The following is a 22551-nucleotide window of genomic DNA, read 5'->3' as shown; positions in this document are numbered from 1 at the left end:
AATCGTCGTGGCGTAATCGACAACGACAACCGGGAGGAAGAAATGTCGTCCAATCCATTCAGTCCAACCAGAAGGCAGCTGCTCCAGGGAACCGCGGCTCTCGCCGCCACCGGCCTCGTCGGTCTTCGTCCGAGCTTCGCCGCGGGCGTCGACTGGAAGCGCTTTGCCGGCACGACGCTCGACGTCAACCTGGTCAAGAGCCCGCGCAGCGACACCATCCTGAAGAATCTCGCGGAGTTCGAGGAGCTGACCGGCATCAAGGTCAATGCCGAGGCGACACCCGAACAGCAGCAGCGCCAGAAGACGGTGATCGAGCTCAGCTCCGGCAACCCGAGCTTCGACGTCGTGCATCTGAGCTACCATGTGCAGAAGCGCCAGTTCGAGAAGGGCGGCTGGCTGGCCGACATTTCCGGCTTCGTTGCCGATCCGGGCCTCACCGATCCAGGCCTGACCGAAAGCGACTTCGCCGAGGCGGGCATCCAGTTCGCCAAGGACGGCCAGGGCGTGCTGCGCTCGCTGCCGTTCTCGGTCGACTACTGGATCCTCTACTGGAACAAGGAGCTGTTCGACGCCAAAGGTATAAAATATCCCGAGAGCTTCGAGCAGCTGGTGGCCGCCGCTGAAGCGCTGACGGATCCCTCAAGCAACACCTTCGGTTTCGTCGCACGCGGTCTCAAGAACGCCAACACGCCGGTGTGGACGTCTCTGATGCTCGGCTACGACATGACGCCGCTCGGCAGCGACGGCAAGCTGCGCACCACCTCGCCGGAGGCGATCGAGGCTGCCGCCCTCTACCAGCGGCTGATGACCAAGGCCGCGCCTACCGGCGTCACCGGCTTCAACTGGGCCGAGGCGCAATCCGCCTTCCTGCAGGGCAAGATCGGCATGTGGTTCGATGGCGTGGGCTTCGCACCGCCGATGGAAAATCCGGAGAAGTCGCGGGTGGTCGGCAAGGTCGGCTATGGCGTCATGCCGAAGGGACCCAAGGCGCATGCCGCAGGCACGTTCGGCGACGGCATCGGTGTCACGTCCGCCAGCGCGAAGAAGGAAGCGGCCTATCTGTTCTGCCAGTGGGCGGTCTCTCCGGCCATGGGCGCGCGCCTGCTGCAGGCCGGCGCCGGCGTGCCGTTCCGCAAGTCGGTGCTGGAAGACCCCAAGGTGCGCGAAGGCGTCACCATGCCGGCGAGCTGGCTGGATGCCGTGGTCGGCTCAGGCAATATCAGCCGGCTGGCGCTGCCGGTCATCATCCCGGTGACCGAGTTCCGCGACATCTATGGCGTGGCGCTGACCAACATGATTGCCGGCGCCGATCCCGCCGACGAACTGAAGAAGGCCACCGAGCAGTTCCAGCCGGTTCTCGACAGGAGCGAGCAAGGCTGATGTCCGCCATCGCCCCGGAACGCGCAGGGGTGACGACGCAAGCCGTCGAAGAGAGCCAGCCGATCCGGCTGGCTCCAAACTACTGGCCTTTCGTCATTCCTGCGCTCGTCGTCGTCGGCGCCGTGATCGTCTTCCCCTGGGCCTTCACGCTGTGGATGAGCGTCAACAGCTGGACGCTCGGCCAGTCGCGAAGCTTTGCCGGGATGGAGAATTATCTGCGCTTGGCGAGCGATCCGCGGTTTTGGGAATCGCTCTGGCATACCTTGATCTATACTTTCCTGTCGGTGGTCGCGCCGATGTTTTTCGGTACCGTCGCCGCGCTCATCTTCGACGCCAGGTTTGCCTTGCGCGGCCTGCTGCGCGGCGTCTTCGTGATGCCGATGATGGCCACACCCGTCGCCGTCGCATTGGTCTGGACCATGATGTTCCATCCGCAGCTCGGCGTGCTCAACTATCTCTTGTCGCTGGTCGGCATTCCGGCGCAGGAGTGGATCTTCAACGCCAACACCGTAATTCCTTCGCTGGTCGCGGTGGAGACCTGGCAGTGGACGCCGCTGGTGATGCTGATCGTGCTGGGTGGGCTGGCGTCAGTGCCGCGCGAGCCGTTCGAAAGCGCCGAGATCGACGGCGCCAATGCCTGGCAGCAGTTCCGCTACCTCACCTTGCCGATGATCGCGCCGTTTCTGATGATCGCGGTCATCATCCGCACGATCGATGCGCTCAAGAGCTTCGATATCATCTACGCGATGACACAAGGTGGGCCGGGCACGGCATCGGAAACAATCAACATCTATCTCTACAACACCGCCTTCTCTTATTACGACATGGGCTACGGCTCGGCCATGGCGGTGGTGTTCTTCATCGTCATCGTGGCCCTGTCCTTCATCCTCCTGATGCTGCGCCAGCGCTCGCAATGGGTCGACGCGGAGGGCAAATAGGTGAGCTCGCGGCTGCTCAACAAGATAGGCCTGTTCTTCGCGGCGCTGGTGCTGGTCTCGCCGGCGATCCTGTTCTTCCTCTGGATGATCTCGCTGTCGCTGAAGTTCGAGATCGACAACGGCGCCTATCCGCCGATCCTGATCCCGGAGCGCTTCGCCTGGTCGAACTACGCAAAGGTGTTCGAGGAGAACAATTTCCTGCTCTATCTGTGGAACTCGGTGCTGGTGACCGGCACGGCGACGCTGCTGGCGCTGCTGATCGGTGTGCCGGCCGGCTATGGCATCGCCAGGCTCAAGGCGGAACGCTCGGCGATCGTCATCATGATCGCCCGCATGACGCCCGGGCTTTCCTATCTCATCCCGCTGTTCCTCCTGTTTCAGTGGCTGGGCATCCTCGGCACGCTCTGGCCGCAGATCATCATCCATCTGGTGGTGACGGTGCCGATCGTGGTCTGGGTGATGATCGGCTATTTCGAGACGACGCCGATCGAATTGGAGGAGGCCGCCAACATCGACGGCGCCAGTTCGTGGCAGGTGTTTCGCCTGGTCGCGCTGCCGATCGCCAAGCCCGGCATCGTCGTCGCCTTCATCCTGTCGATCATCTTCTCGTGGAACAACTTCGTCTTCGGCGTGGTGCTCGCCAGCCGCGAGACGCGGACATTGCCGGTCGCGGTCTACAACATGCTGTCCTACGAGCAGGTGAGCTGGGGGCCGCTCGCCGCCGCCGCGCTGGTGGTGACGCTGCCGGTGCTGGTGCTGACCATGTTCGCGCAACGGCAGATCGTCGCCGGGCTGACCGCCGGCGCGGTCAAGGGTGGCTGAGCGCCTGATCCGCCCTCATTCTTTCGGAGATACGCAATGGCATCGGTAAGCATCAACAACGTGCAGAAGGCTTTCGGAGCCACTCGGATCATCCACGATGTCAGCGTCGATATCGCCGATGGCGAGTTCGTCATCCTGGTCGGACCGTCGGGCTGCGGAAAGTCGACGCTGCTGCGCATGATCGCGGGGCTGGAAACGATCTCGGCCGGAAAGATCGCAATCGGCGAGCGCACCGTGAACAACCTCAGGGCACGGGACCGCAACATCGCGATGGTGTTCCAGAACTACGCGCTCTACCCGCACATGACGGTGGCGGACAATATGGGCTTCGCGCTCAAGATCAAGAAAGCCGATCCGGCCGATACCGCGAGCCGGGTGAAGCGGGCAGCCGGTATTCTCGGCCTCGAGAAGCTGCTCGACCGCTATCCGCGCCAGCTTTCCGGCGGCCAGCGCCAGCGCGTCGCCATGGGCCGCGCCATCGTGCGCGACCCGCAGGTGTTTCTGTTCGACGAGCCGCTCTCCAATCTCGACGCCAAATTGCGCGTGCAGATGCGCGGCGAGATCAAGGCGCTGCATCAGCGGCTCGGCACCACCACCATCTATGTCACGCACGACCAGATCGAGGCGATGACCATGGCCGATAAGATCGTCGTGCTGCACGACGGTCTGGTCGAGCAGATCGGCGCGCCGCTCGATCTCTACGACCGGCCGGCCAATCTGTTCGTTGCCGGCTTCATCGGCTCGCCGGCTATGAACTTCATCCACGGCCACATCGAGGAGGGTATCTTCCGCAGCGCCGGTGGTCTGACGTTGCCGCTGCCGCAAGGCATCCGGCCGAGCGAGGCCGCGGGAAGGGAACTGGTCTACGGCATTCGTCCCGAGCATATCCGGGCGACCGGCCAGGGTCTCTCCGGCACAGTCACGCTCATGGAGGCGACCGGCTCGGAAATCTTCGCCACGGTCGACTGCGGCGGAGAGGTGATCTCCTGCCTTTTCCGCGAGCGGCTGGCGCTGAAGCAAGGCGAGAGCGTGCGAATCGAGATCGACCGCGCCTCGGCGCATCTGTTCGACGCCAAGACCGGCCGGCGCATCTGATTGCCCTGCCCGGGCTCTCACCGCGGCGGCCAGGGAGTGCTTGAGATTCGAGCGAACGGAAAGCAACGGGAGCCCAGTTGCAAGAAATGCAACATGGGAGCATTGCAAAAGTCAGCCAACCCTTTGATTTAGTTGGTGATCCCGACAGGAATCGAACCTGTGACCTACAGATTAGGAATCTGCCGCTCTATCCTACTGAGCTACGGGACCACGCGGCCCGACACATAAACGCTTCGGGCCGGTTCGCCAAGAGGCGTTACCGGCCGATCGGCGCCAATCGGCCGGGAAGGTCGCCTCGGTGCAAATCGGTCAGGCGGCGAGCGCCGTCTCCGCCAGCCTCACCCAATAGCTCATGCCGTGCGGAATGACCTCGTCGTTGAAGTCATAGGCCGGATGGTGAAGGCCGGCGGTGTCGCCGTTGCCGATGAAGATGAAGGCGCCGGGGCGCGCTTCCAGCATGTAGGAAAAATCCTCACCGCCCATCACCGGCTGGATGGCGCGGTGGACATTCGCGTCGCCGGCGACGCCGGCGGCAATATCGCTGGCGAAGGCCGTCTCTTCCGGATGGTTGAAAGTGACGGGATAGTTGGGGTCGTAGTCGACCTCGATCGTCGCGCCGAAGGCTGATGCCAGGCCAGCGCAAATGGCGCGGATTTTCTTCTCCGCTTTCCTGGCCACTTCCTTTTTCAGCGTGCGCACCGTGCCCGCGATCTCGGCTTTTTCCGGTATGACGTTGTAGGCATCGCCGGCATGGAATTTGGTCACCGACACCACGACGGCCTCGACCGGATCGGTGCTGCGTGAAGCAATGGTTTGCAAAGCGCTCACCAAGTGGCTGGTAATGACGATCGGGTCGATCGTGGCATGCGGCATCGCCGCATGGCCGCCATGCCCCTTGACGGTGATGGTGAATTCGGCGGTCGCCGCCATGATCGGGCCGGGCTTGATGGCGAACTCGCCGACGGGCAGGCCGGGCATGTTATGCATGCCGAACACCTTCGAGATGCCGAAGCGTTCCATCATGCCGTCCTTGACCATTTCGTTGCCGCCGCCGCCGCCTTCCTCGGCGGGCTGGAAGATCACCGCCACGGAGCCGACGAAATTGCGCGTTTCTGCGAGGTATTTGGCTGCGCCGAGCAGCATGGCGGTGTGGCCGTCATGGCCGCAGGCATGCATTTTGCCGGGAACGCTCGACGCGTAAGGCTTGCCGGTGATCTCGTTGATCGGCAAAGCGTCCATGTCGGCGCGCAGGCCGATGGCCGGACCCTCGCCCTTACGGCCGCGGATGATGCCGACGACGCCGGTTTTGCCGAGGCCGGTCACAACCTCGTCGCAACCGAAAGCCTGCAGCTTGTCGGTGACGAAGGCGGCGGTCTGGAAAACGTCGAAGTTCAGTTCCGGCGTCTGGTGCAGATGGCGCCGCCAGCCCGCGACTTCTTCCTGCATTTCCGCGGCACGGTTGAGAATTGGCATAATCGTTCCATTTCTTTGTTGGGGCAAGCAATTCAGGGCCGCTGCCCGGCAAGTGTGATCGTCTGGCACTTTGCCATTTTGACGTCACATAGGGTAAATAGCACCGCATAATGCGGCCCGGAGTCGAGGGTCGGTCCGCACTATGCTGGCCATCGCGCAGCGAAATCTTACGGAGCCAGCGGCAACTACGGCAAGAGGCGATTTCGGAATTGATCATGCGGCAAAGGCATTTCCTCAACCTATTGCTTGCGGGGGCCCTGGCGCTGCCGATGCTTTCCGGCACTGCGCGCGCCAATCCGGTGGTGCTGTTCGACCTGAAGAGCGGCAAGGTGCTGGAGCATCAGGACGCCTTCAAGCGCTGGTACCCGGCCTCGCTGAGCAAGCTGATGACGGCCTATGTGACGTTCCGGGCGATCGCCGCCGGAGAGGTGGCGCTCGATTCGCCGATCAAGGTGACGAAACATTCGGCCGGCGAGCCGCCGAGCAAGATGGGCTTCAAGCCCGGATCGGTCATGCGGCTCGACAATGCGCTGAAGATGATGCTGGTCAAGTCGGCCAACGACATCGCCATGGCCGTCGGCGAGAACATCGGCGGATCGCAGGCCGCCTTCGCCGACCGCATGAATGCCGAGGCCGCCAGGCTCGGCATGGTCGGAACGCATTTCGTCAACCCGAATGGGCTGTTCTCGCCGGACCAGTACACGACCGCGCGCGACCTTGCCGTCCTGGTGACGGCGCTTCGCAACGACTTCCCGCAATATGCGCCGTGGTTCTCCATCGAGGGCCTTGCCGTCGGTAAGAAGGCGATCCCGAACTACAATCTGCTGATCGGGCGCTATCCCGGCGCCGACGGGATGAAAACCGGCTTCGTCTGCTCCTCGGGCTTCAACATGATCGGCTCGGCGACGCGCGATGGCCGCACACTGGTTGCCGTGGTGCTCGGCGAAAAATCCGCCATCAGCCGCGCCGAAGCGGCGGCGAAGCTGCTCGACCAGGGTTTTGACGTTCCGGCGGCCGGGTCGACGACGCTCGCGGCGCTCAAACCCTATGGCGACACGCTGTCGCCCAACGACCTGCAGGACGAGATCTGCAAGAAGAAGCCGAAGGAACAGCAGTCGGAGGCAGCGCCTGCCGTCGCCGCCAAGGACAAGGCCAAATCGCCCTATCAGGTGAAACTCGATCACCCGACGCTGATCGCGGTCGGCCTTGGCGGCGCCACCGGGCCGGCGCCCAAGGCTTTCGTCGACCAGACCGATCAGAACTATGCCGATGTGCCGCTGCCCAGTTGGCGGCCCGACAAGCCTCTGCCGGCCGGCGCCACACCCGCCGCAACCGCTGCCGCTGCAGCGCAGGGGGATCAGCCGGCCAAGGCGGCAAACTCGCCATGACCGGGCGCAGCGGCTTTCCCATACCCGTCTCGGTGCTCACCGGCTTTCTCGGGGCCGGCAAGACGACGCTGCTCAACCGGTTGCTCAAGGATCCGGCGCTTGCCGACACAGCCGTCATCATCAACGAGTTCGGCGAGGTGGCGATCGACCATCTGCTCGTCGAGCAAGCCTCAGACGGCATCATCCAGCTTTCCGACGGCTGCCTTTGCTGCACGGTGCGCGGCGAACTCGTCGATACGCTGGCCGACCTCGTCGACCGGCTGCAGACCGGACGCATCGCCAGGCTGGCGCGCGTCGTGGTCGAAACCACCGGCCTTGCCGATCCTGCACCGGTGCTGCAGTCGATCATGGCGCATCCGGCGCTGGTGCAGGCTTTCCGGCTCGACGGCGTCATCACGCTGGTCGACGGCGTCAACGGGGCGGCCACGCTCGATAACCATGTCGAAGCGGTGAAGCAGGCGGCCGTCGCCGACCGCATCGTGCTGACCAAGACCGATCTCGCCGAGGCAAGCGACGTCGAGGCCCTGCGGGCGCGACTTCATCAGATAAATCCGAGCGCGGTCCTGCTCGACCTCAATGGCCCCGCTGCCGGGGCAGCGTCGCTTTTCGATTGCGGCCTCTACAATCCCGAAACCAAGAGCGCCGACGTGCGGCGCTGGCTCGGAGAGGAGGCGGCGCATGATCATCATCACCACGACGATGGTCATGATCACGCCTCCCATCATCACGACCACCGCCACGACGGCCGCGTGCGCTCCCACTCGCTCGTCCATGACGGGCCGGTGCCGTTCTCGGCGATCGAGATGTTCCTCGATTTGTTGCGCTCGACGCATGGAGAGAAACTGCTGCGCATGAAGGGCGTCATCGAACTTCAGGAGGATCCGTCACGGCCGCTGGTGATCCACGGCGTGCAGAAGGTCCTGCATCCGCCGGCCAGGCTGCCGTCATGGCCGGACGGACGGCGCGGCACGCGGCTGGTGCTGATCACGCTCGACATGCCGGAAGATTATGTCCAGCGGCTGTTTTCCGCCTTCACCAACAAGCCGTCGATCGACACGCCCGACCGGGCGGCGCTCGAGGCCAATCCGCTGGCGATCGCCGGGCTGTAGCTGCAGAGGTCCGATTGGCCTATGCCGCGCCGCCGCGCTCGACCAGGAAGCGATGGCCGCCGTCGACCGCCGCCGTCTCGATCAGCTGATGGCCGGCATCGGCGCAGAAGGCCGGAATGTCGATCACGGCCAGCGGGTCGGTGGTTTCCAGCCACAGACGGCTGCCAGGCCGCATCGCGGCCAGACGCTTGCGCGCCTTCAGCACCGGCAGCGGGCAGTTCAGCCCCTTCAGATCGTAGGTAGCGGCGGACCAGGCCAAGATCGAGAAATCTCAGCCGCCGAACATGCCGAGCAGTTTCTTCTTCAGCTTCGAGACCGTGCCTTCGTCGGCACTTGCCGCCTGCTGCGTTTCCGGCGCCGGTTGCGCGGAAGCCGCCTCGACGCCCGCGGTGACCACCGGCTGCTGGGCCGCCTGCTTGGCGGCTTCCTTTTCGGCCAGGGCCTGCGCCTTGGCGGCCGCCTTTTCAGCCTGCGCTTGCGCCTTGGCGGCCTTGGCCGCCTCGATCGCCGCAAGCCGCTGCTCCTCGGCCTTGCGCTTGGCCTCCTTCTCCGCGTCGAGCGCGGCCATCTTGCGGCCGAGCGGGGAATCGATGCGGCCCATCCGCGTCGTCTCGGTTACCGAGCCGTCGGCATTCATCGACGGCGGGTCGATCGGCACGCGCTCGCCGCGGGCGCGGCGCTTGGACCAGTCGGAAACGATGCTGGCTTCCTTGATGCCGGCGATGGCCGGCTTAGGCGGCAGTATGGTTCCCTTGACCGCGGAGTTGAAGGCGGCGTCGTAGCGCTTTTCGTAGTCGGCGTAGGCCGTTTTCAACGAATCAGGCTGTGTCATTGCCGGGCAGGCGCCTGTCGGGTCGAAGGTGGTGCCTTCGGGCGCTGCCTGATTGAAAACGTAGCGCTTCTCGCAGACGTCGACTTTCGGTGGCACCTTGGTGATCTCGAAATTGTCGTAGCCGACCTTCAGCATCTTCCAGAACTCGTAGTTCGGGTCGTTGCGGTAGCGCGCCATGTTGGCGGCGGTCATGCGGAACGGGAAGGCCTGGATCTGGAACTCGGTCTGGCCGCCCTGGAAGGCATCGCGGCCGAAAGCATAGATCTGCTCGATCTGGGCATCGGTCATCGAATAGCAGCCGGACGAGGAGCAGGCGCCGTGCACCATCAAATTGGAGCCGGTGCGGCCGTTGGCCCTGTCATAGGCGTTGGGATAGCCGATGTTGAAGGACAGATGGTAGTTCGAGCGCGGATTCATCTGCGACGGACGCACCGTGTAGAAGCCTTCCGGCGCCTGGCGGTCGCCCTCGGTGTATTTGGGGCCGAGCTTGCCCGACCATTTGCAGATGTCGTAGCTGGCGACGAGATCGTAGCGGCCGTTGGTCTTGGCCTTCCAGATCTCCAGCTTGCCTTCTTCCTTGAAGATGCGCGCCATCACCGAGGAGGTGCGCACCATGCCCTTGGCCTTCATGTCGGCGAGGATCTTATCCGGCAGGGGCTTGTTGGCCTCCGGCGCAAAATCCTTCATCGACGAATCATTGCAGCCGGCGATGCCTATCGCGGCGACAAGGACTCCGGTGCGGGCAAGCTTGGCAAACATCGATACGGCTTTGTCTTTTCTCTCAGGCCAACGGCCTCGGCATGGCCGGCCCGCAGGCTCAACACCAATGGACCGTAAGCCCGTTAACCTTGAAAATTCCTTACCGCAAGCAATAGCCAACCCCTCGCGGATATTTTCATTGAGCCGAATGCGGCGGCATTTTTGTGGCGAAATTGTTAATCGCCGCCATAGTTGCGGCGAACGGCCGAATTAAACGGGTGGCGCTGGGGCAGACTCACGTGCTTTGTTTTCATCCATGTCGTTTTCGCAAAACCACTGCACAGTTTTGCGCGACATGCATTAAAGGCTGCGGCCCATCGCTAAATATTTCTCGCGGCGCTGCTCGCGGAAATCGGTGTTGGCGCCGGCAAAGTCCTTCATCGTCTTGGCGATCAGATCGCCGGTGGCGGCAATCACCGTTTCCGGCGCACGCTGGGCGCCGCCCATCGGCTCGGGAACGATGGCATCGATGATCTTCATTTCGAGAAGATCCTGGGCGGTGATCTTCATGTTGGTCGCCGCGTCCTTGGAACGGGTGGTGTCGCGCCAAAGAATAGAGGCCGCGCCCTCGGGCGAGATCACCGAATAGATGGCATGCTCAAGCATGTAGACGCGGTTGGCGGTGGCGATCGCGATGGCGCCGCCGGAGCCGCCTTCGCCGATGACCACCGAGATCGACGGCACTTTGAGCGCTAGGCAGGCTGAGGTCGAGCGCGCAATGGCCTCGGCCTGACCGCGTTCCTCGGCGCCGACGCCGGGATAGGCGCCGGCGGTGTCGACCAGCGTCAAAAGCGGGATCTTGAAGCGGTCGGCAAGCTCCATCAGCCGAACCGCCTTGCGGTACCCCTCGGGCCGTACCGAACCGAAATTGTGCTTGATGCGGCTTGCCGTGTCGGAGCCCTTCTCCTGGCCGATCACCGCCACCGGCTCGCCGCGGAAACGGGCAAAACCGCCGACGATCGCCTGGTCGTCGCCGAAATTGCGGTCACCGGCCAACGGCGTGAAATCGCTGAACAAGCCCTTGATGTAGTCTAGGCAGTGCGGCCGGTCCGGATGGCGGGCCACCTGGACCTTCTGCCAAGGGGTGAGCGCCTTGTAGAGATCGCGCAGCGCATCGCGCGAACGCTTCTCCAGCCTGCCGATCTCGTCGGCGACATCGACCGCCTCGCCGTTCTCCGCGAGCTTCTTCAGCTCAAGGATCTTGAGCTCCAGATCCTGCACCGGCTTTTCGAAGTCGAGGTAATTATACATGCTGGGGCGGACCGATCCGTCGGAAGGCAATGGCTGGCGGAACCCTGGAAATGCTGGCTCCGGGCGGTGGAACGTCGCCCTCACATAGCGATATGAAGCCTAGTCGGCAAGCGGATGATGATCGTTGACCAGCCGCACCAGCCGCTCCTCCAGCACATGAGTGTAGATCTGCGTGGTGGAGATATCGGCGTGGCCAAGCAGTTGCTGCACGGCCCTGAGATCCGCACCGTTCTGCAGGAGATGGCTGGCGAAGGCGTGGCGCAGGACATGCGGCGAGATCTTGGTCGCGGCGATGCCGGCTCGCGCCGCCAAGCCTTTGAGATCGCGTGCGAAAACCTGCCGGGAGAGATGACCGCTGTCGGAAGAGGCTGGGAACAGGAACGGGCTGTCGGCGTAGGCCGGCACCTCCGCCCTGGCGGCAAGCCACGCCCGCATCGCGGCGCGCGCCTTGGCCGACAGCGGCACCATGCGCTCCTTGTCGCCCTTGCCGCGCACCATGAAGAAACGGTCGTCGCGCAGCGCCACCGTCACCGGCAGACCGACAAGCTCGGAAACGCGCAGGCCCGTGGCATAGAGCACCTCGACCAGCGCGTGCAGGCGCAGCGTCGCCAACCGGTCGCCGTCGGGCGCGGCCCCGCCCGCCTCCTCGGCCGCGCGGTCGACCAGGCGGCCCGTCTCAGCCTCGGTCATGGTCTTCGGCAGCGGCCGGCCCTTCTTCGGGCTGTCCAGCGTGCCGGTCGGGTCGTCGCCGCGGAGGCCTTCGGCATAGAGGAATTTGAAGAATTGGCGGATCGCCGACAATTTGCGCGCCTGCGAGGTCGGCGCGAAGCCACGCGCCGCGAGGTCGTCCAGATAGGCGCGGATGTCGGCGGCTGCCGCTCCGGCCAGGCCGCCACCGATAGCTTCGGAGGCGTCTTCGAGGTCGCGTCGGTAGGAGGAAAGCGTGTTCTCGGCCGCACCCCGCTCGGCGCTCATCATCTCCAGAAAGGCTTCGATGCGGGCCGCGCTGTTCATTTGGCCGGGTCAGTTCTTCTTCGGATTGAGCTTTTCCGCGGGAATGCGCACGCTCATTTCGGCCTTTTTCGGCTCCACGAACATCGCCAGCGCGAACATCGCGCCATAAGCGACGCCTGCAAGAACCGCCAGCGTCACGACAAAGCGAAACAATGTCGGCATTCAGTCTTCGCCCGTCTTCTTGTTCTGCGATTCCAAACCCTGTGCCCTTATGGGACGCCATTCCGGCCAATTCAAGGACGAAGGGCTGGGGCAGAGGATTTGTCGAGGAAGCTTCTCGACGGAAGAGGGGCGATCTGGCCCGCCTGCGGCGGCCTGCTTGACGCAAACGGGCTTTTGATGTCGATACGGCGCAAAGAGGGTTCCGCATGAACGCGCTGCCAGCAAATCCGCCGGACGAAGGCCGTGTCGCGCTGCTCGAGCGGCTCGGCAGCCGCTCGATCGTCTTCGTCGGCCTGATGGGCGCCGGCAAGACCGCAATCGGCCGCAAGGTGGCGACAATGCTTTCCCTGCCCTTCATCGACAGCGACCAGGAGATCGAGAGCGTATCGCGCATGACCGTGCCGGAGCTGTTCGAGCGTTACGGCGAACCTGAGTTCCGGGCGCTGGAGCAGCGGGTCATCTTGCGTCTGCTCGAAAACGGCCCGCAGGTGCTTTCGACCGGCGGCGGCGCCTTCATGAACGCGCAGACGCGCGAGGCGATCGATGCGCATGGCGTCTCGGTCTGGCTGAAGGCCGATCTCGATCTCCTGATGGAGCGGGTTTCGAAGAAGCAGAACCGGCCGCTGTTGAAGAATCCGGATCCGCGCGGCGTGCTGGAGAAGCTGATGGGCGAGCGCTACCCGGTCTATGCCACCGCCGACCTCACGGTTTCGACCCGCGACGACCGCAAGGAAGTCATCGCCAGCGAGGTGGTATGCGCGCTTTGCGCTTACCTTGGGATCGCGCCAATCGCCACCAGTGACGACGAGGTGGAGCCTTGAGCCATAGCGAACCGGTGAAGGTCGAGGTCGGACTCGGCGACCGTGCCTATGACATACTTATCGGGCCCGGCCTGCTTTCCGGCTCAGGAACCGAAATCGCAGGCCGCCTTCCCGGCACGCGTGCGGCCATCGTCACCGACGAGAACGTCGCCGCAGCGCATCTCGAAACGCTGCAGGCCGGCCTGGAAAAAGGCGGCATCGAGGCCGCCGTCATCACCCTGCCGGCCGGTGAAAAGACCAAGAGCTTCACCCACCTCGAAGAGGTCGTCGACGGCGTGCTCGCCGCCAAGCTCGAACGGCGCGATGTCGTCGTGGCACTTGGCGGCGGCGTCATCGGCGACCTTGCCGGCTTCGCCGCCGGCATCGTGCGGCGCGGGATGAACTTCGTACAGGTGCCGACATCGCTGCTGGCGCAGGTCGATTCTTCCGTCGGCGGCAAGACGGGCATCAACAGCGCGCGCGGCAAGAACCTGGTCGGGGTCTTCAACCAGCCAAAACTGGTGCTTGCCGACACCGGTGTGCTCGACACTTTGCCGATCCGCGAATTCCGCGCCGGCTATGCCGAACTCGCCAAATACGGGCTAATCGACCGTCCCGGCTTCTTCGCCTGGCTGGAGGAGAACTGGCAAAAGGTGTTCGCCGGCGGCCCGGAGCGGACCGAAGCCATCGCCGAGGCTTGCCGCGCCAAGGCCGATGTGGTCGCCCGCGACGAGTTCGAGACCGGCGACCGCGCGCTGCTCAATCTCGGCCACACATTCGGCCATGCGCTCGAAGCCGCCACGAATTATGACGGTGCCCGTCTCGTCCATGGGGAGGGGGTCGCCATCGGCATGGCGCTGGCGCACCGCTTCTCGGCGCGTCTCAATCTAGCGAGCCCGGACGACGCGGAGCGCGTCGAGGCGCACCTTCGCGCCGTCGGCCTGCCCTGGCGGATGGCCGACATAGCGGGCCAACTGCCGGATGCCGAGACGCTGCTTGGCTTCATCACCCAGGACAAGAAGGTGTCGCGCGGCGCGCTTACCTTCATCCTGACGCGCGGCGTCGGCCAGGCCTTTATCGCCAAGGACGTGCCGCCCTCCGAAGTGCTGTCCTTCCTCAAGGCGAGCCATCCCGGATGATCGACTTCGGCTGGATCGCCGCAGCCGTCCTTGCCGCCGTGATCGTGCTGGCGTTTCTCTTGCGCACGCGGCTCTTCGCGGCGCTCGGCTACAGTCTGCGGCCGATCGAACCGACGGAGCCCGAGCAGGATGAGCCGGACGAGAACGGCGACGAGACCCGCCGCAGCGGGCAGGCGCGCGAGGATCGCAACCGGCTGGGCGCGCTTTTCGAACTCGAGGAGCTCGAGGTTTCGGACGTGATGGTCCACCGCACCAACATGCGCTCGGTCAACGCCGACGATCCGCCGGAAATGGTGGTGCGCGAGATTCTGCAGAGCCCGCATACCCGCATGCCGCTCTGGAAAGGCTCGCTCGACAACATCGTCGGCGTGCTGCATGCCAAGGATCTGCTGCGGGCGCTCAACGAGGTCGGCAACGACTTTTCCAAGATCGACGTAACAAAGATCGCGTCGAAGCCATGGTTCGTGCCCGACACCACCACCTTGCAGGATCAGCTCAACGCCTTCCTGCGGCGCAAGGCGCATTTCGCCATCGTCGTCGACGAGTATGGCGAGATGGAAGGGCTGGTGACGCTGGAAGACATCATCGAGGAGATCGTCGGCGAGATCGCGGACGAGCACGATGTCGACATGCAAGGCGTCAAGCAGGAGGCCGACGGCTCGGTCGTCGTCGACGGCACGGTGGCGATTCGCGACCTCAATCGGGCGCTCGACTGGGATCTGCCGGACGAGGAGGCGACGACGATCGCCGGCCTAGTCATCCACGAGACGCAGACGATCCCAGATGAGAAGCAGGCCTTCACCTTCCACGGCAAGCGTTTCGTGGTGATGAAGCGCGACAAGAACCGCATAGCAAGGTTGAGGATCCGGCCCGCCGGCGAAGGTTAGGGTGTGCCGATCTTCAGGTGAGACCGGCCTGCAAAGGGCGGCTTCCTGCGTCTCCGGTGCTCAAAGTTCCTTGGTCGAGCGCTCGCTGAGCACGGCGCCGGTTTCGGCATCCATTGCCGCCAGGCTGACGTCATAACCCCAAAGGCTCCGGATGTGGCGCAAGGTCGCGTCGCGGCTTTCGTCCTCTAGCTGGATGCCGTCCTTGACCTTGTGCTGCAGTCGCAAATGCCGGTCTCCCAGAAGATCCACGTCGACCACCTGGATGTCGGGCCGGCTCGCCCCCACATCGTAGCTTCGGGCCAGCGCGGACCGTATCTTGCTGTAGCCGCGCTCATTATGGATCGAGGCGACCTCGTAATGCGGCTCGTCGGCGCCGTCGGCCAGCACGAAGAGCCGCCATTTCCGGATCAAAGCGGGGCTCAGATACTGGCGGATGAAGGATTCGTCACGGTGATTGGCCCAGGCATCGAGCAAGGTGTCGCGCCAGTCGCCACGGCCGGCGATGTCCGGAAACCAGTCGCGGTCCTCCGCGGTCGGCTCGGTCGAGATGCGCTGGATGTCCTGCATCATGCCGAGGCCCAGCGCATAGGGATTGATCCCGGAATAACGCGGATCGTCATAGGCCGGCTGGAAAACCACGTTCGAATGGTTTCGCAATATCTCGAGCATGGCGCCTTCGCTAATGCGGCCGCGATCGAAAAGCATGTTCATCAGGGTGTAGTGGACGAAGGTGGCACAGCCTTCGTTCATCACCTGGGTTTGCCGCTGCGGGTAAAAATATTGCGCAATCACCCGCACGATCCTGATGATCTCGCGCTGCCAGGGCTCAAGCACCAGGCTGTTCTTCTCGAGGAAGTAGAGCAGGTTTTCCTCGGGCAGATTGAGCGACTTCTTCCGCTCGGCCAAGCTTTCGTCCCCTGCTTCCGGCTTGTTCTTGTCCTGCGCGGTCGGCAGCGTGCGCCACAGATCATTGTAGGAACGCTCCTCATATTCGAGGCGCTCGCGAAGGCCTTCGCGCTGCTGTTCCGACGACAGCTTCGGCGGCCGATGGTAGCGGAACACGCCTTGCTCCATCAGCGCGTGGGCGGCATCGAGCACCGCCTCGACGGCCTGCAGTCCGTGCCGTTCCTCGCATCGGGCGATGTAGCCCTTGGCGAAGTCCAGATAGCTCAGGATGCCTCCGGCGTCCGTCCATTGCCGGAAGAGATGATTGTTTTTGAAGAAATGGTTGTGGCCAAGCGCGGCGTGGGCGGTCACCAGGGCCTGCAAGGCCATGGTGTTTTCTTCCATGAGGTAGACGATGCAAGGGTTGGAGTTGATGACCAGTTCATAGGCCAGACCGCGCGCGCCCTTGCGGTAGAGAAGCTCGTTGTAAAGGAAATGCTTGCCGAACGACCAATGCCGATACATCAGCGGCATGCCGACCGAGGAATAAGCGTCGAGCATCTGCTCGGAGGAAATGACCTCCATCTGCACCGGATAGATGTCCAGGTGAAGCTCTTCGATCCCGATCGCCTCGATCTCGTCGTAGACCCGAGACAGTTTCGCAAAATCCCAGTCCGACCCGGAAAATAACAGTTCGGATTTGCGCGCCTGATTGACCATCGGCCTATGTTCCATCCGCTCGCGTTCTCACGCACTCTTGCGCAGACTAGGCTGCCTTGCGAAGAGCTCGCGAAAGACCGGATAGATATCGGCGGGAGCCGCGATGCGCCTCATCTGGAAATTCGGCCACTTTCCGTCGACCGCGTTGTAGGCGCGCCAGAGCGACGTTCCGTTCTCGGTGGAGCCGAAAATGTGGCTTTCGCGTTCGTCGATGATTTCCACATAGGCGAAATACTGGCACAGGCGCATGAGCTTGCGGTCGAGGAGTTCTATGCAGCGCTCGGAATCGGTGGCGAAGTTGTCACCGTCGGAAGCCTGAGCGGCATAGATATTCCATTCCGCGACCGGATAGCGCTGCTCTATGATGCGATGCATTTCCTCGAGCGCCGTGGAGACGACGGTACCGCCGCTCTCGGTGTGGTAGAAGAAGGTGTGCTCATCCACCTCCTTGGCCTCATGGGTGTGGCGGATGAAAACGATGTCCGTCCTTTCGTAGCGCCGCGTCAGGAACAGATGCAGCAGCACGAAAAACCGTTTGGCCAGATCCTTCTCGCGCTCTCCCATCGATCCCGACACGTCCATCAGGCAAAACATGACGGCGCTGGCATTCGGCACCGGCTGGGGGTCGAAGCGGTTGAACCGAATGTCGACCGGATCGACATAGGCGATCCGCCTGCGCCGGCGTTCAAGCCGATCAACTTCCTCGCGCAGAGCAGCGATGCGTTCGCGCGTTGCCTCGGTTGGCGGCTTCGCTTCCAACTCGGCGATCTGCGTTGAGATGGCGTCCAGCTCCGCCTGCTTGGGACGCCTGAGCGCGATGCGGCGGCCGTGGCTGTTTCGCATGGTGCGTCCGACATTGACGTTGGTCGGCGCCCCGCTTGCCGTGAAGCCCGCCCGTCTTGGCTTGAAGCTCAGTATCTGCTTGAGATTGAGCTTGACCAGATCGGGCAGTTCGAGATCTTCGAAGAAGAGGTCGAGCACTTCCTCGCGCGACAGCACGAAGCGAAAGTCATCCTCGGATTGCTTGGTTCCCGGCGCCGAAGAGCCAGTGCCGCCGCCGCCAGGCTTGGGTATCAGATCACCGGGGCTGAACGATTTGTTGCCGGGCAGTATGTGCTGGCGCTGCCCACTGTCCCTGGCGTCGCTGAAGGTCGGTTCGCTGGTGCCTTTGCGGGGCATCGGCACGGCATGCTCGCGGTCGACCTCGGCGATACGGCCTGTCCGGACATGGTCGCGGATGCTGCGCTTGAGCTCTTCCCGAGCGCGCTTGAGGAAGCGCTGGCGATTGCTCAGGCTCTTGTCCTTCGGATTCAGGCGGCGGTCGATGAAGATCGGCATGCGAACCCTTCGGGCTTTGGTCAGCCAGCCTTGTTCACGCGCATGTACCAGTCGACCAGCCGGCGCACCTGCCGCTGAGTGTAGCCGCGCTCCACCATCCGCTGCACGAATTCGTTGTGCCGCTTCTCGGTGACGCTGTCCTGCTTGGAGCCGAAGCTGATCACCGGCAACAAATCCTCGACCTGACCGAACATGCGCTTCTCGATCACTTCGCGAAGCTTTTCATAGCTCGTCCAGGACGGATTGCGGCCATGGTTGCGCGCCCGGGCGCGCAAGGTGAACTTGACCACCTCGTTGCGGAAGTCCTTGGGATTGGCGATGCCGGCCGGCTTTTCAACCTGCGACAATTCCTTGTCCAGGACCTCGCGATTGAGGATCTGGCCGGTATCGGGATCCTTGTAGTCCTGATCCTCGATCCAGGCATCGGCATAGGCGATGTAGCGGTCGAAAAGGTTCTGGCCGTACTCGCTATACGATTCCAGGTAAGCCTTCTGGATCTCGTGGCCGATGAACTCGGCGTAGCGCGCTGCAAGTTCCGATTTGATGAACTCGAGGTACGCGGCTTCGGTTTCCTTCGGAAATTGCTCGCGTTTGATCGCCTCCTCGAGGATGTACATCAAGTGCACGGGATCGGCTGCGACCTCCTTGGTGTCGTAGTTGAAAGTCTGCGACAGAATCTTGAAGGCGAAGCGCGTGCTGACCCCGGTCATGCCTTCGTCGACGCCGGCGGCATCGCGATATTCCTGGACCGACTTCGCCTTCGGGTCGATCTCCTTGAGGTTCTCGCCGTCATAGGCGCGCATCTTGGTGTAGAGCGGCGAGTTCTCGTGCTCGGCAAGCCGGGTCGAGACGGTGAAACGGCTGAGGATGTCCAGCACTTCGGGCGCGCAGGGACTGTTCGCCAGATCGCTCTCGCGCAGAAGTTTCTCGTAAATCTGCCTCTCTTCGGTGATACGAAGGCAATACGGAACCTTGACCACAAGGATGCGGTCGAGGAAGGCCTCATTGTTCTTGTTGTTCTTGAATTGCTGCCATTCCGATTCGTTGGAATGGGCAACGACGATGCCCTGATAGGGGAAGGAGCCGAAATTCTCGGTGCCATTGTAGCTGCCTTCCTGGGTTGCCGTCAGCAACGGGTGCAGGACCTTGATGGGCGCCTTGAACATCTCGACGAACTCGAGCAGGCCCTGCGTCGTCCGGTTCAAGCCGCCGCTGTAGGAGTAGGCATCCGGATCGGATTGGCTGAAATGTTCCAACTGCCTGATGTCGACCTTGCCGACCAGAGCCGAGACATCCTGGTTGTTCTCGTCGCCGGGCTCAGTCTTGGCGATGGCGATCTGACGCAGACGCGATGGCGACAGCTTGACCACGCTGAATTTGGAAATGTCGCCGGACAGTTCGTCAAGCCGTTTGGCCGCCCAAGGCGAGATGAGCCCATTCAGGCGGCGGCGGGCTATCCCGTATTTGTCTTCCAGCAGATCGCCCATCCGATCGGGATGGAAAAGGCCAAGCGGCGATTCGAATATAGGGCTGATCTGGTTGCCGACCTTCAGCGTGTAGATCGGGCGCTGTTCCATAAGCTTCTTCAGCCGTTCGGCAAGCGAGGACTTGCCGCCGCCGACCGGCCCGAGCAGGTAAAGGATCTGCTTGCGCTCCTCGAGACCCTGCGAGGCATAACGGAAATATCCGGCGATGCGCTCGATCGTATCCTCCATTCCGTAGAAATCGGAGAAGGAGGGGTACACCTTGATGGTCCGGTTCGAGAAGATGCGCCCGAGCCGCTCATCCTTGCTGGTGTCGACCAGATTGGGCTCGCCGATGGCCTCGACCATTCGTTCGGGCGCCGAGGCATACATGGATTTGTCTTCGCGGCACCCAAGCAGATACTGCTGGAGGCTCATCTCTTCCTGGGCCGCGTTGGAATATATCTCCGAAAACAGATCGAAGACGTCGGATTGGTTCTCTCGCATGATATTCTGCCCTCAGAGCCGCTCTGGTTGCCAGTCGGCCAGTCGGCTCGTCTCGTATTCAACTGCCGGAAAGCATTGTGGTTCCCTCATATGAGAGAGAGCGCCTGCAATCGGGCATTGACGACTCACAGCACCCGATGCGGACGGAATGCTCACCCATGATGATTAGGTGGTGATGGCCGGGAGAGCTTCAAGGAAAATCTTAGGTTTTCCACTCACATGTCGTGGTCGGGAACGTAGAGGCAGAAGGAATGCTGAGAATTCGCGTCGCCTCCGGGCTTACACTCGTGAAAGAACTCGTCACGCGAACGCCTGATCCGACGATCGGAGTAGGGAATGAGCTCTCCGGTGGAGAGCTGGTACCCATATTTCGTTTCCTTCACGTCGGCCGCGGGTGCTTGGTAGCAGTCCATTCCCGAGCAGCATGAGCTGTCATACTGCCAGCCCGTGGGCGCCTGATGGGCAGCCGCCGGAGCCGAAAGGAATAGCGCCAGCGCAATTGCCGGAAACAGGCGCAGAGGTTCCGAACGGCTTGTGCGCCGATTGGGCGGCGCGGATGGAGGTCGATACGTCTTCCTCATTGGTGGTCACCGTTCGGAAGCGTCGGCCGAGGGCATCGGTCCTTCGGTCCGACTAGCAATCCGCCCAGCATGGACGAGGCCAGGGCCGGGCCTGCATCAAACCGCCAGATCAGGCAAATGTTCCATGGTGCTTCCCCGGGCGGCGGAGCGCGCCGGCCCATGCAACCGCGGCCCACGATCGCGCGGCCCGGCTACGGGCAGGGGAACCAAAGTCGCCCTATTCGACGGCGGCGCCTATTGGCATATGGCGATTCAACCACCGCTTCGGGGAGGACGGCGATGCGCTGACTGCCGCCGTCATGGCTTTCCTGAAGGCGACGGTCGCCTGAACGCGCCAGCACTCCTGAAACTGGATCACCTCAAAGTCGTTGACCGGACATTGCGGCATGAAGACTTGTCGGCTCAATTATCCGGAGGCAATCGGACGAGAGGGAACGCGATGAATGGCGCCGATGTGCTTTGCGATGTGCTGCTGGCGAACGGCGTGAATGTCTGCTTTGCCAATCCCGGTACCTCGGAAATGCACTTCGTCGCCGCGCTCGACCGCAAGCCGGAGATGCGCTGCGTGCTCGGTCTTGCCGAGGGCGTGGTGACGGGTGCCGCCGACGGCTACGCCAGGATGACCGACCGGCCGGCCGCGACGCTGCTCCACACCGGCCCCGGATTGGCCAATGGCCTGGCCAACATCCACAATGCCCGGCGCGCCCGCGTGCCGATGATCAACATCGTCGGCGACCATGCCTCCTATCACCTGCCGCTCGACGCGCCGCTCACCAGCGACATTGAAGGTCTCGCCGCGCCGATGTCGAACTGGGTCCGCCGCATCGCCGGTCCGGCCGACGTCGCGCCGGCCGCGCAGGCGGCTTTTCGCGCTTCGCTGACGCCTCCCGGCATCGCTACGCTGATCCTGCCGGCGGACGCGGCGTGGGGAGAGGCCAGTCCGCTCCTGTCGGCCAAGGTGGAGCTTGCGGCGCCGCCTTCGGTCGACGCAGCTATCGTGCGCAAGATTGCCGGAGCCATTCGCGTCGCGCCCGGTCGCGTCGGCATGATCCTGCGTGGGCCGGCCGCGCGTGAGGATGCCTTGGAAATCGCCGGACAGATATCGGCGGTTTCGGATGTCCGGCTGTTCAGCGACGTTCTGATCGCCCGGATGCAGCGCGGCCGGGGCCGCGTTGCGCCTACCCGCGTTCCATATCCGATCGACTCCGCGCGCACCCTCCTTGCCGACATCGATCTCCTGATCCTCGTCGGAGCCAGTGAACCGGTGGCGTTCTTTGCCTATCCCGGAAAGCCGGGCCGGCTTGTGAGCGAAGACTGTGAAGTGATGTCGTTGGCCGAGCATGGCGAGAATTTGAAGGCGGCACTCGCTGCGCTTCGCGACGAACTGGGCATCAAACCGTCGCAGCCGGTGCCCGTCGCCACGGCCTTTCCCAATGAGCCGGCCCCGCGCGGCAAGCTGACGGACGACGCGGTTGCACTTTCGGTAGCCCGGAAGCTGCCGGAGAATGCGATCGTCTGCGACGAGGCCGTCACCTCGGCGCGGCGCTATTCTGCGCTCTCGGCCTTTGCCGCCCCGCACGATTACATGATGGGCACAGGCGGATCGATCGGCGGCGGCATTCCAATGGCGACTGGCGCGGCCATCGCCTGTCCTGGCCGCAAGGTGCTGAATCTGGAGGCGGACGGCAGCGGCATGTACACGGTGCAGGGATTATGGACCCAGTCGCGGGAAAAGCTCGACGTGGTGACGATCGTCTTTTCCAACCGGACCTACGCCATCCTGCACGGCGAGATGCGCAATGTCGGGGTGAACGCGATCGGCGAGAATGCCAGGCGAATGCTCGACCTTGATCAGCCGGCTCTGGACTGGGTTTCGCTGGCAGCCGGCATGGGGGTGGAAGCAGCCCGCGCTGACACATGCGAGCGCTTCGACGCGCTGCTCGACAGCGCGCTGTCGCGTCCGGGGCCGTTCCTCATCGAAGCGGTGATCTGAGCGGCCCCCGGCCCG

19 protein-coding genes and 1 tRNA gene are annotated in these 22551 nt (G+C 63.3%); 10 read left to right on the top strand and 10 right to left on the bottom strand.

What is annotated here, in order from left to right; all coding sequences use genetic code 11:
• Positions 1 to 42 precede the first annotated feature (42 nt).
• Genes P9228_RS23850 through ugpC form a run of 4 tightly spaced genes read left to right on the top strand, consistent with a single transcriptional unit; the run spans position 43 to position 4235 of the window.
• Positions 43 to 1380 (top strand): sugar ABC transporter substrate-binding protein, encoded by a 1338-nt coding sequence (locus P9228_RS23850; RefSeq protein ID WP_278055987.1) that lies wholly within the window; start codon positions 43 to 45, stop codon positions 1378 to 1380.
• Positions 1380 to 2318 carry a sugar ABC transporter permease gene (locus P9228_RS23845; RefSeq protein ID WP_278055986.1) on the top strand — a complete coding sequence of 313 codons (939 nt, stop codon included), beginning with the start codon at positions 1380 to 1382 and terminating at the stop codon, positions 2316 to 2318. Before P9228_RS23850 ends, P9228_RS23845 begins: the two co-directional genes overlap by 1 nt.
• Positions 2319 to 3140 (top strand): carbohydrate ABC transporter permease, encoded by an 822-nt coding sequence (locus P9228_RS23840; RefSeq protein ID WP_278055984.1) that lies wholly within the window; start codon positions 2319 to 2321, stop codon positions 3138 to 3140.
• A gap of 36 nt (positions 3141 to 3176) precedes the next feature.
• The gene (gene ugpC / locus P9228_RS23835; protein ID WP_066990385.1) at positions 3177 to 4235 is read left to right on the top strand and encodes a sn-glycerol-3-phosphate ABC transporter ATP-binding protein UgpC; all 1059 of its coding nucleotides are present in this window, start codon (positions 3177 to 3179) and stop codon (positions 4233 to 4235) included.
• 133 nt (positions 4236 to 4368) lie between these two features.
• Here ugpC and P9228_RS23830 read toward each other — a convergent pair.
• Together P9228_RS23830 and P9228_RS23825 are read right to left on the bottom strand one after the other, a co-directional pair.
• A tRNA-Arg gene (locus P9228_RS23830) sits at positions 4369 to 4445 on the bottom strand.
• Between the two features lie 99 nt (positions 4446 to 4544).
• On the bottom strand, positions 4545 to 5708 hold the full coding sequence (locus P9228_RS23825; RefSeq protein ID WP_278055982.1) for a M20 aminoacylase family protein: 1164 nt from the start codon (positions 5706 to 5708) through the stop codon (positions 4545 to 4547).
• A 215-nt stretch (positions 5709 to 5923) separates the two neighbouring features.
• On the opposite strand from P9228_RS23825, the gene P9228_RS23820 reads away from it, so the two are divergent.
• Positions 5924 to 7096: a D-alanyl-D-alanine carboxypeptidase family protein gene (locus P9228_RS23820; RefSeq protein WP_278055980.1), complete on the top strand. Its 1173-nt coding sequence runs from the start codon at positions 5924 to 5926 to the stop codon at positions 7094 to 7096.
• Entirely contained in the window at positions 7093 to 8205 is a 1113-nt protein-coding gene (locus P9228_RS23815; protein WP_278055978.1) for a GTP-binding protein, read from the top strand. Before P9228_RS23820 ends, P9228_RS23815 begins: the two co-directional genes overlap by 4 nt.
• 19 nt (positions 8206 to 8224) lie before the next feature.
• Here P9228_RS23815 and P9228_RS23810 read toward each other — a convergent pair whose 3' ends face one another.
• From P9228_RS23810 to P9228_RS23790, 5 genes are all read right to left on the bottom strand, one after another.
• On the bottom strand, positions 8225 to 8464 hold the full coding sequence (locus tag P9228_RS23810; RefSeq protein ID WP_067319197.1) for a sulfurtransferase TusA family protein: 240 nt from the start codon (positions 8462 to 8464) through the stop codon (positions 8225 to 8227).
• Positions 8465 to 8476: 12 nt separating this feature from the next.
• On the bottom strand, positions 8477 to 9796 hold the full coding sequence (locus tag P9228_RS23805; RefSeq protein ID WP_095799873.1) for a murein L,D-transpeptidase family protein: 1320 nt from the start codon (positions 9794 to 9796) through the stop codon (positions 8477 to 8479).
• Positions 9797 to 10096: 300 nt separating this feature from the next.
• The gene (locus P9228_RS23800; protein WP_067319192.1) at positions 10097 to 11047 is read right to left on the bottom strand and encodes an acetyl-CoA carboxylase carboxyltransferase subunit alpha; all 951 of its coding nucleotides are present in this window, start codon (positions 11045 to 11047) and stop codon (positions 10097 to 10099) included.
• 99 nt (positions 11048 to 11146) lie between these two features.
• On the bottom strand, positions 11147 to 12061 hold the full coding sequence (locus P9228_RS23795) for a site-specific tyrosine recombinase XerD (protein WP_127324551.1): 915 nt from the start codon (positions 12059 to 12061) through the stop codon (positions 11147 to 11149).
• A 9-nt stretch (positions 12062 to 12070) separates the two neighbouring features.
• Positions 12071 to 12223, bottom strand: a complete 153-nt coding sequence (locus tag P9228_RS23790) for a histidine kinase (RefSeq protein ID WP_066990358.1) — start codon at positions 12221 to 12223, stop codon at positions 12071 to 12073.
• A gap of 206 nt (positions 12224 to 12429) precedes the next feature.
• On the opposite strand from P9228_RS23790, the gene P9228_RS23785 reads away from it, so the two are divergent.
• The 3 genes from P9228_RS23785 to P9228_RS23775 are packed head-to-tail and all read left to right on the top strand — an operon-like array spanning position 12430 to position 15049.
• On the top strand, positions 12430 to 13044 hold the full coding sequence (locus tag P9228_RS23785; RefSeq protein ID WP_127217381.1) for a shikimate kinase: 615 nt from the start codon (positions 12430 to 12432) through the stop codon (positions 13042 to 13044).
• Complete coding sequence (aroB, locus tag P9228_RS23780) at positions 13041 to 14162, top strand: 3-dehydroquinate synthase (protein ID WP_067319186.1); 1122 nt, start codon at positions 13041 to 13043, stop codon at positions 14160 to 14162. Before P9228_RS23785 ends, aroB begins: the two co-directional genes overlap by 4 nt.
• The gene (locus P9228_RS23775; RefSeq protein WP_067319184.1) at positions 14159 to 15049 is read left to right on the top strand and encodes a transporter associated domain-containing protein; all 891 of its coding nucleotides are present in this window, start codon (positions 14159 to 14161) and stop codon (positions 15047 to 15049) included. The genes aroB and P9228_RS23775 overlap by 4 nt, the downstream gene beginning before the upstream one ends.
• A gap of 60 nt (positions 15050 to 15109) precedes the next feature.
• Here the strand turns inward: P9228_RS23775 and P9228_RS23770 are convergent, their stop codons facing one another.
• From P9228_RS23770 to P9228_RS23760, 3 genes are read right to left on the bottom strand one after another with little or no spacing between them, the layout of a single operon-like run.
• The gene (locus P9228_RS23770; RefSeq protein ID WP_095824001.1) at positions 15110 to 16654 is read right to left on the bottom strand and encodes a SpoVR family protein; all 1545 of its coding nucleotides are present in this window, start codon (positions 16652 to 16654) and stop codon (positions 15110 to 15112) included.
• Between the two features lie 27 nt (positions 16655 to 16681).
• Entirely contained in the window at positions 16682 to 17992 is a 1311-nt protein-coding gene (locus P9228_RS23765; RefSeq protein WP_066990345.1) for a YeaH/YhbH family protein, read from the bottom strand.
• A gap of 20 nt (positions 17993 to 18012) precedes the next feature.
• Entirely contained in the window at positions 18013 to 19962 is a 1950-nt protein-coding gene (locus tag P9228_RS23760) for a PrkA family serine protein kinase (RefSeq protein ID WP_066990342.1), read from the bottom strand.
• Positions 19963 to 20982: 1020 nt separating this feature from the next.
• On the opposite strand from P9228_RS23760, the gene P9228_RS23755 reads away from it, so the two are divergent.
• Positions 20983 to 22536 (top strand): acetolactate synthase large subunit, encoded by a 1554-nt coding sequence (locus P9228_RS23755; RefSeq protein ID WP_278055974.1) that lies wholly within the window; start codon positions 20983 to 20985, stop codon positions 22534 to 22536.
• Positions 22537 to 22551: the final 15 nt, after the last annotated feature.

This window comes from Mesorhizobium sp. WSM4898 (genome assembly GCF_029625845.1).
Lineage (GTDB): Bacteria > Pseudomonadota > Alphaproteobacteria > Rhizobiales > Rhizobiaceae > Mesorhizobium.
The sequence above is the reverse complement of the archived record's forward strand: the minus strand, read 5'-3'. Positions and strand labels throughout refer to the sequence as shown.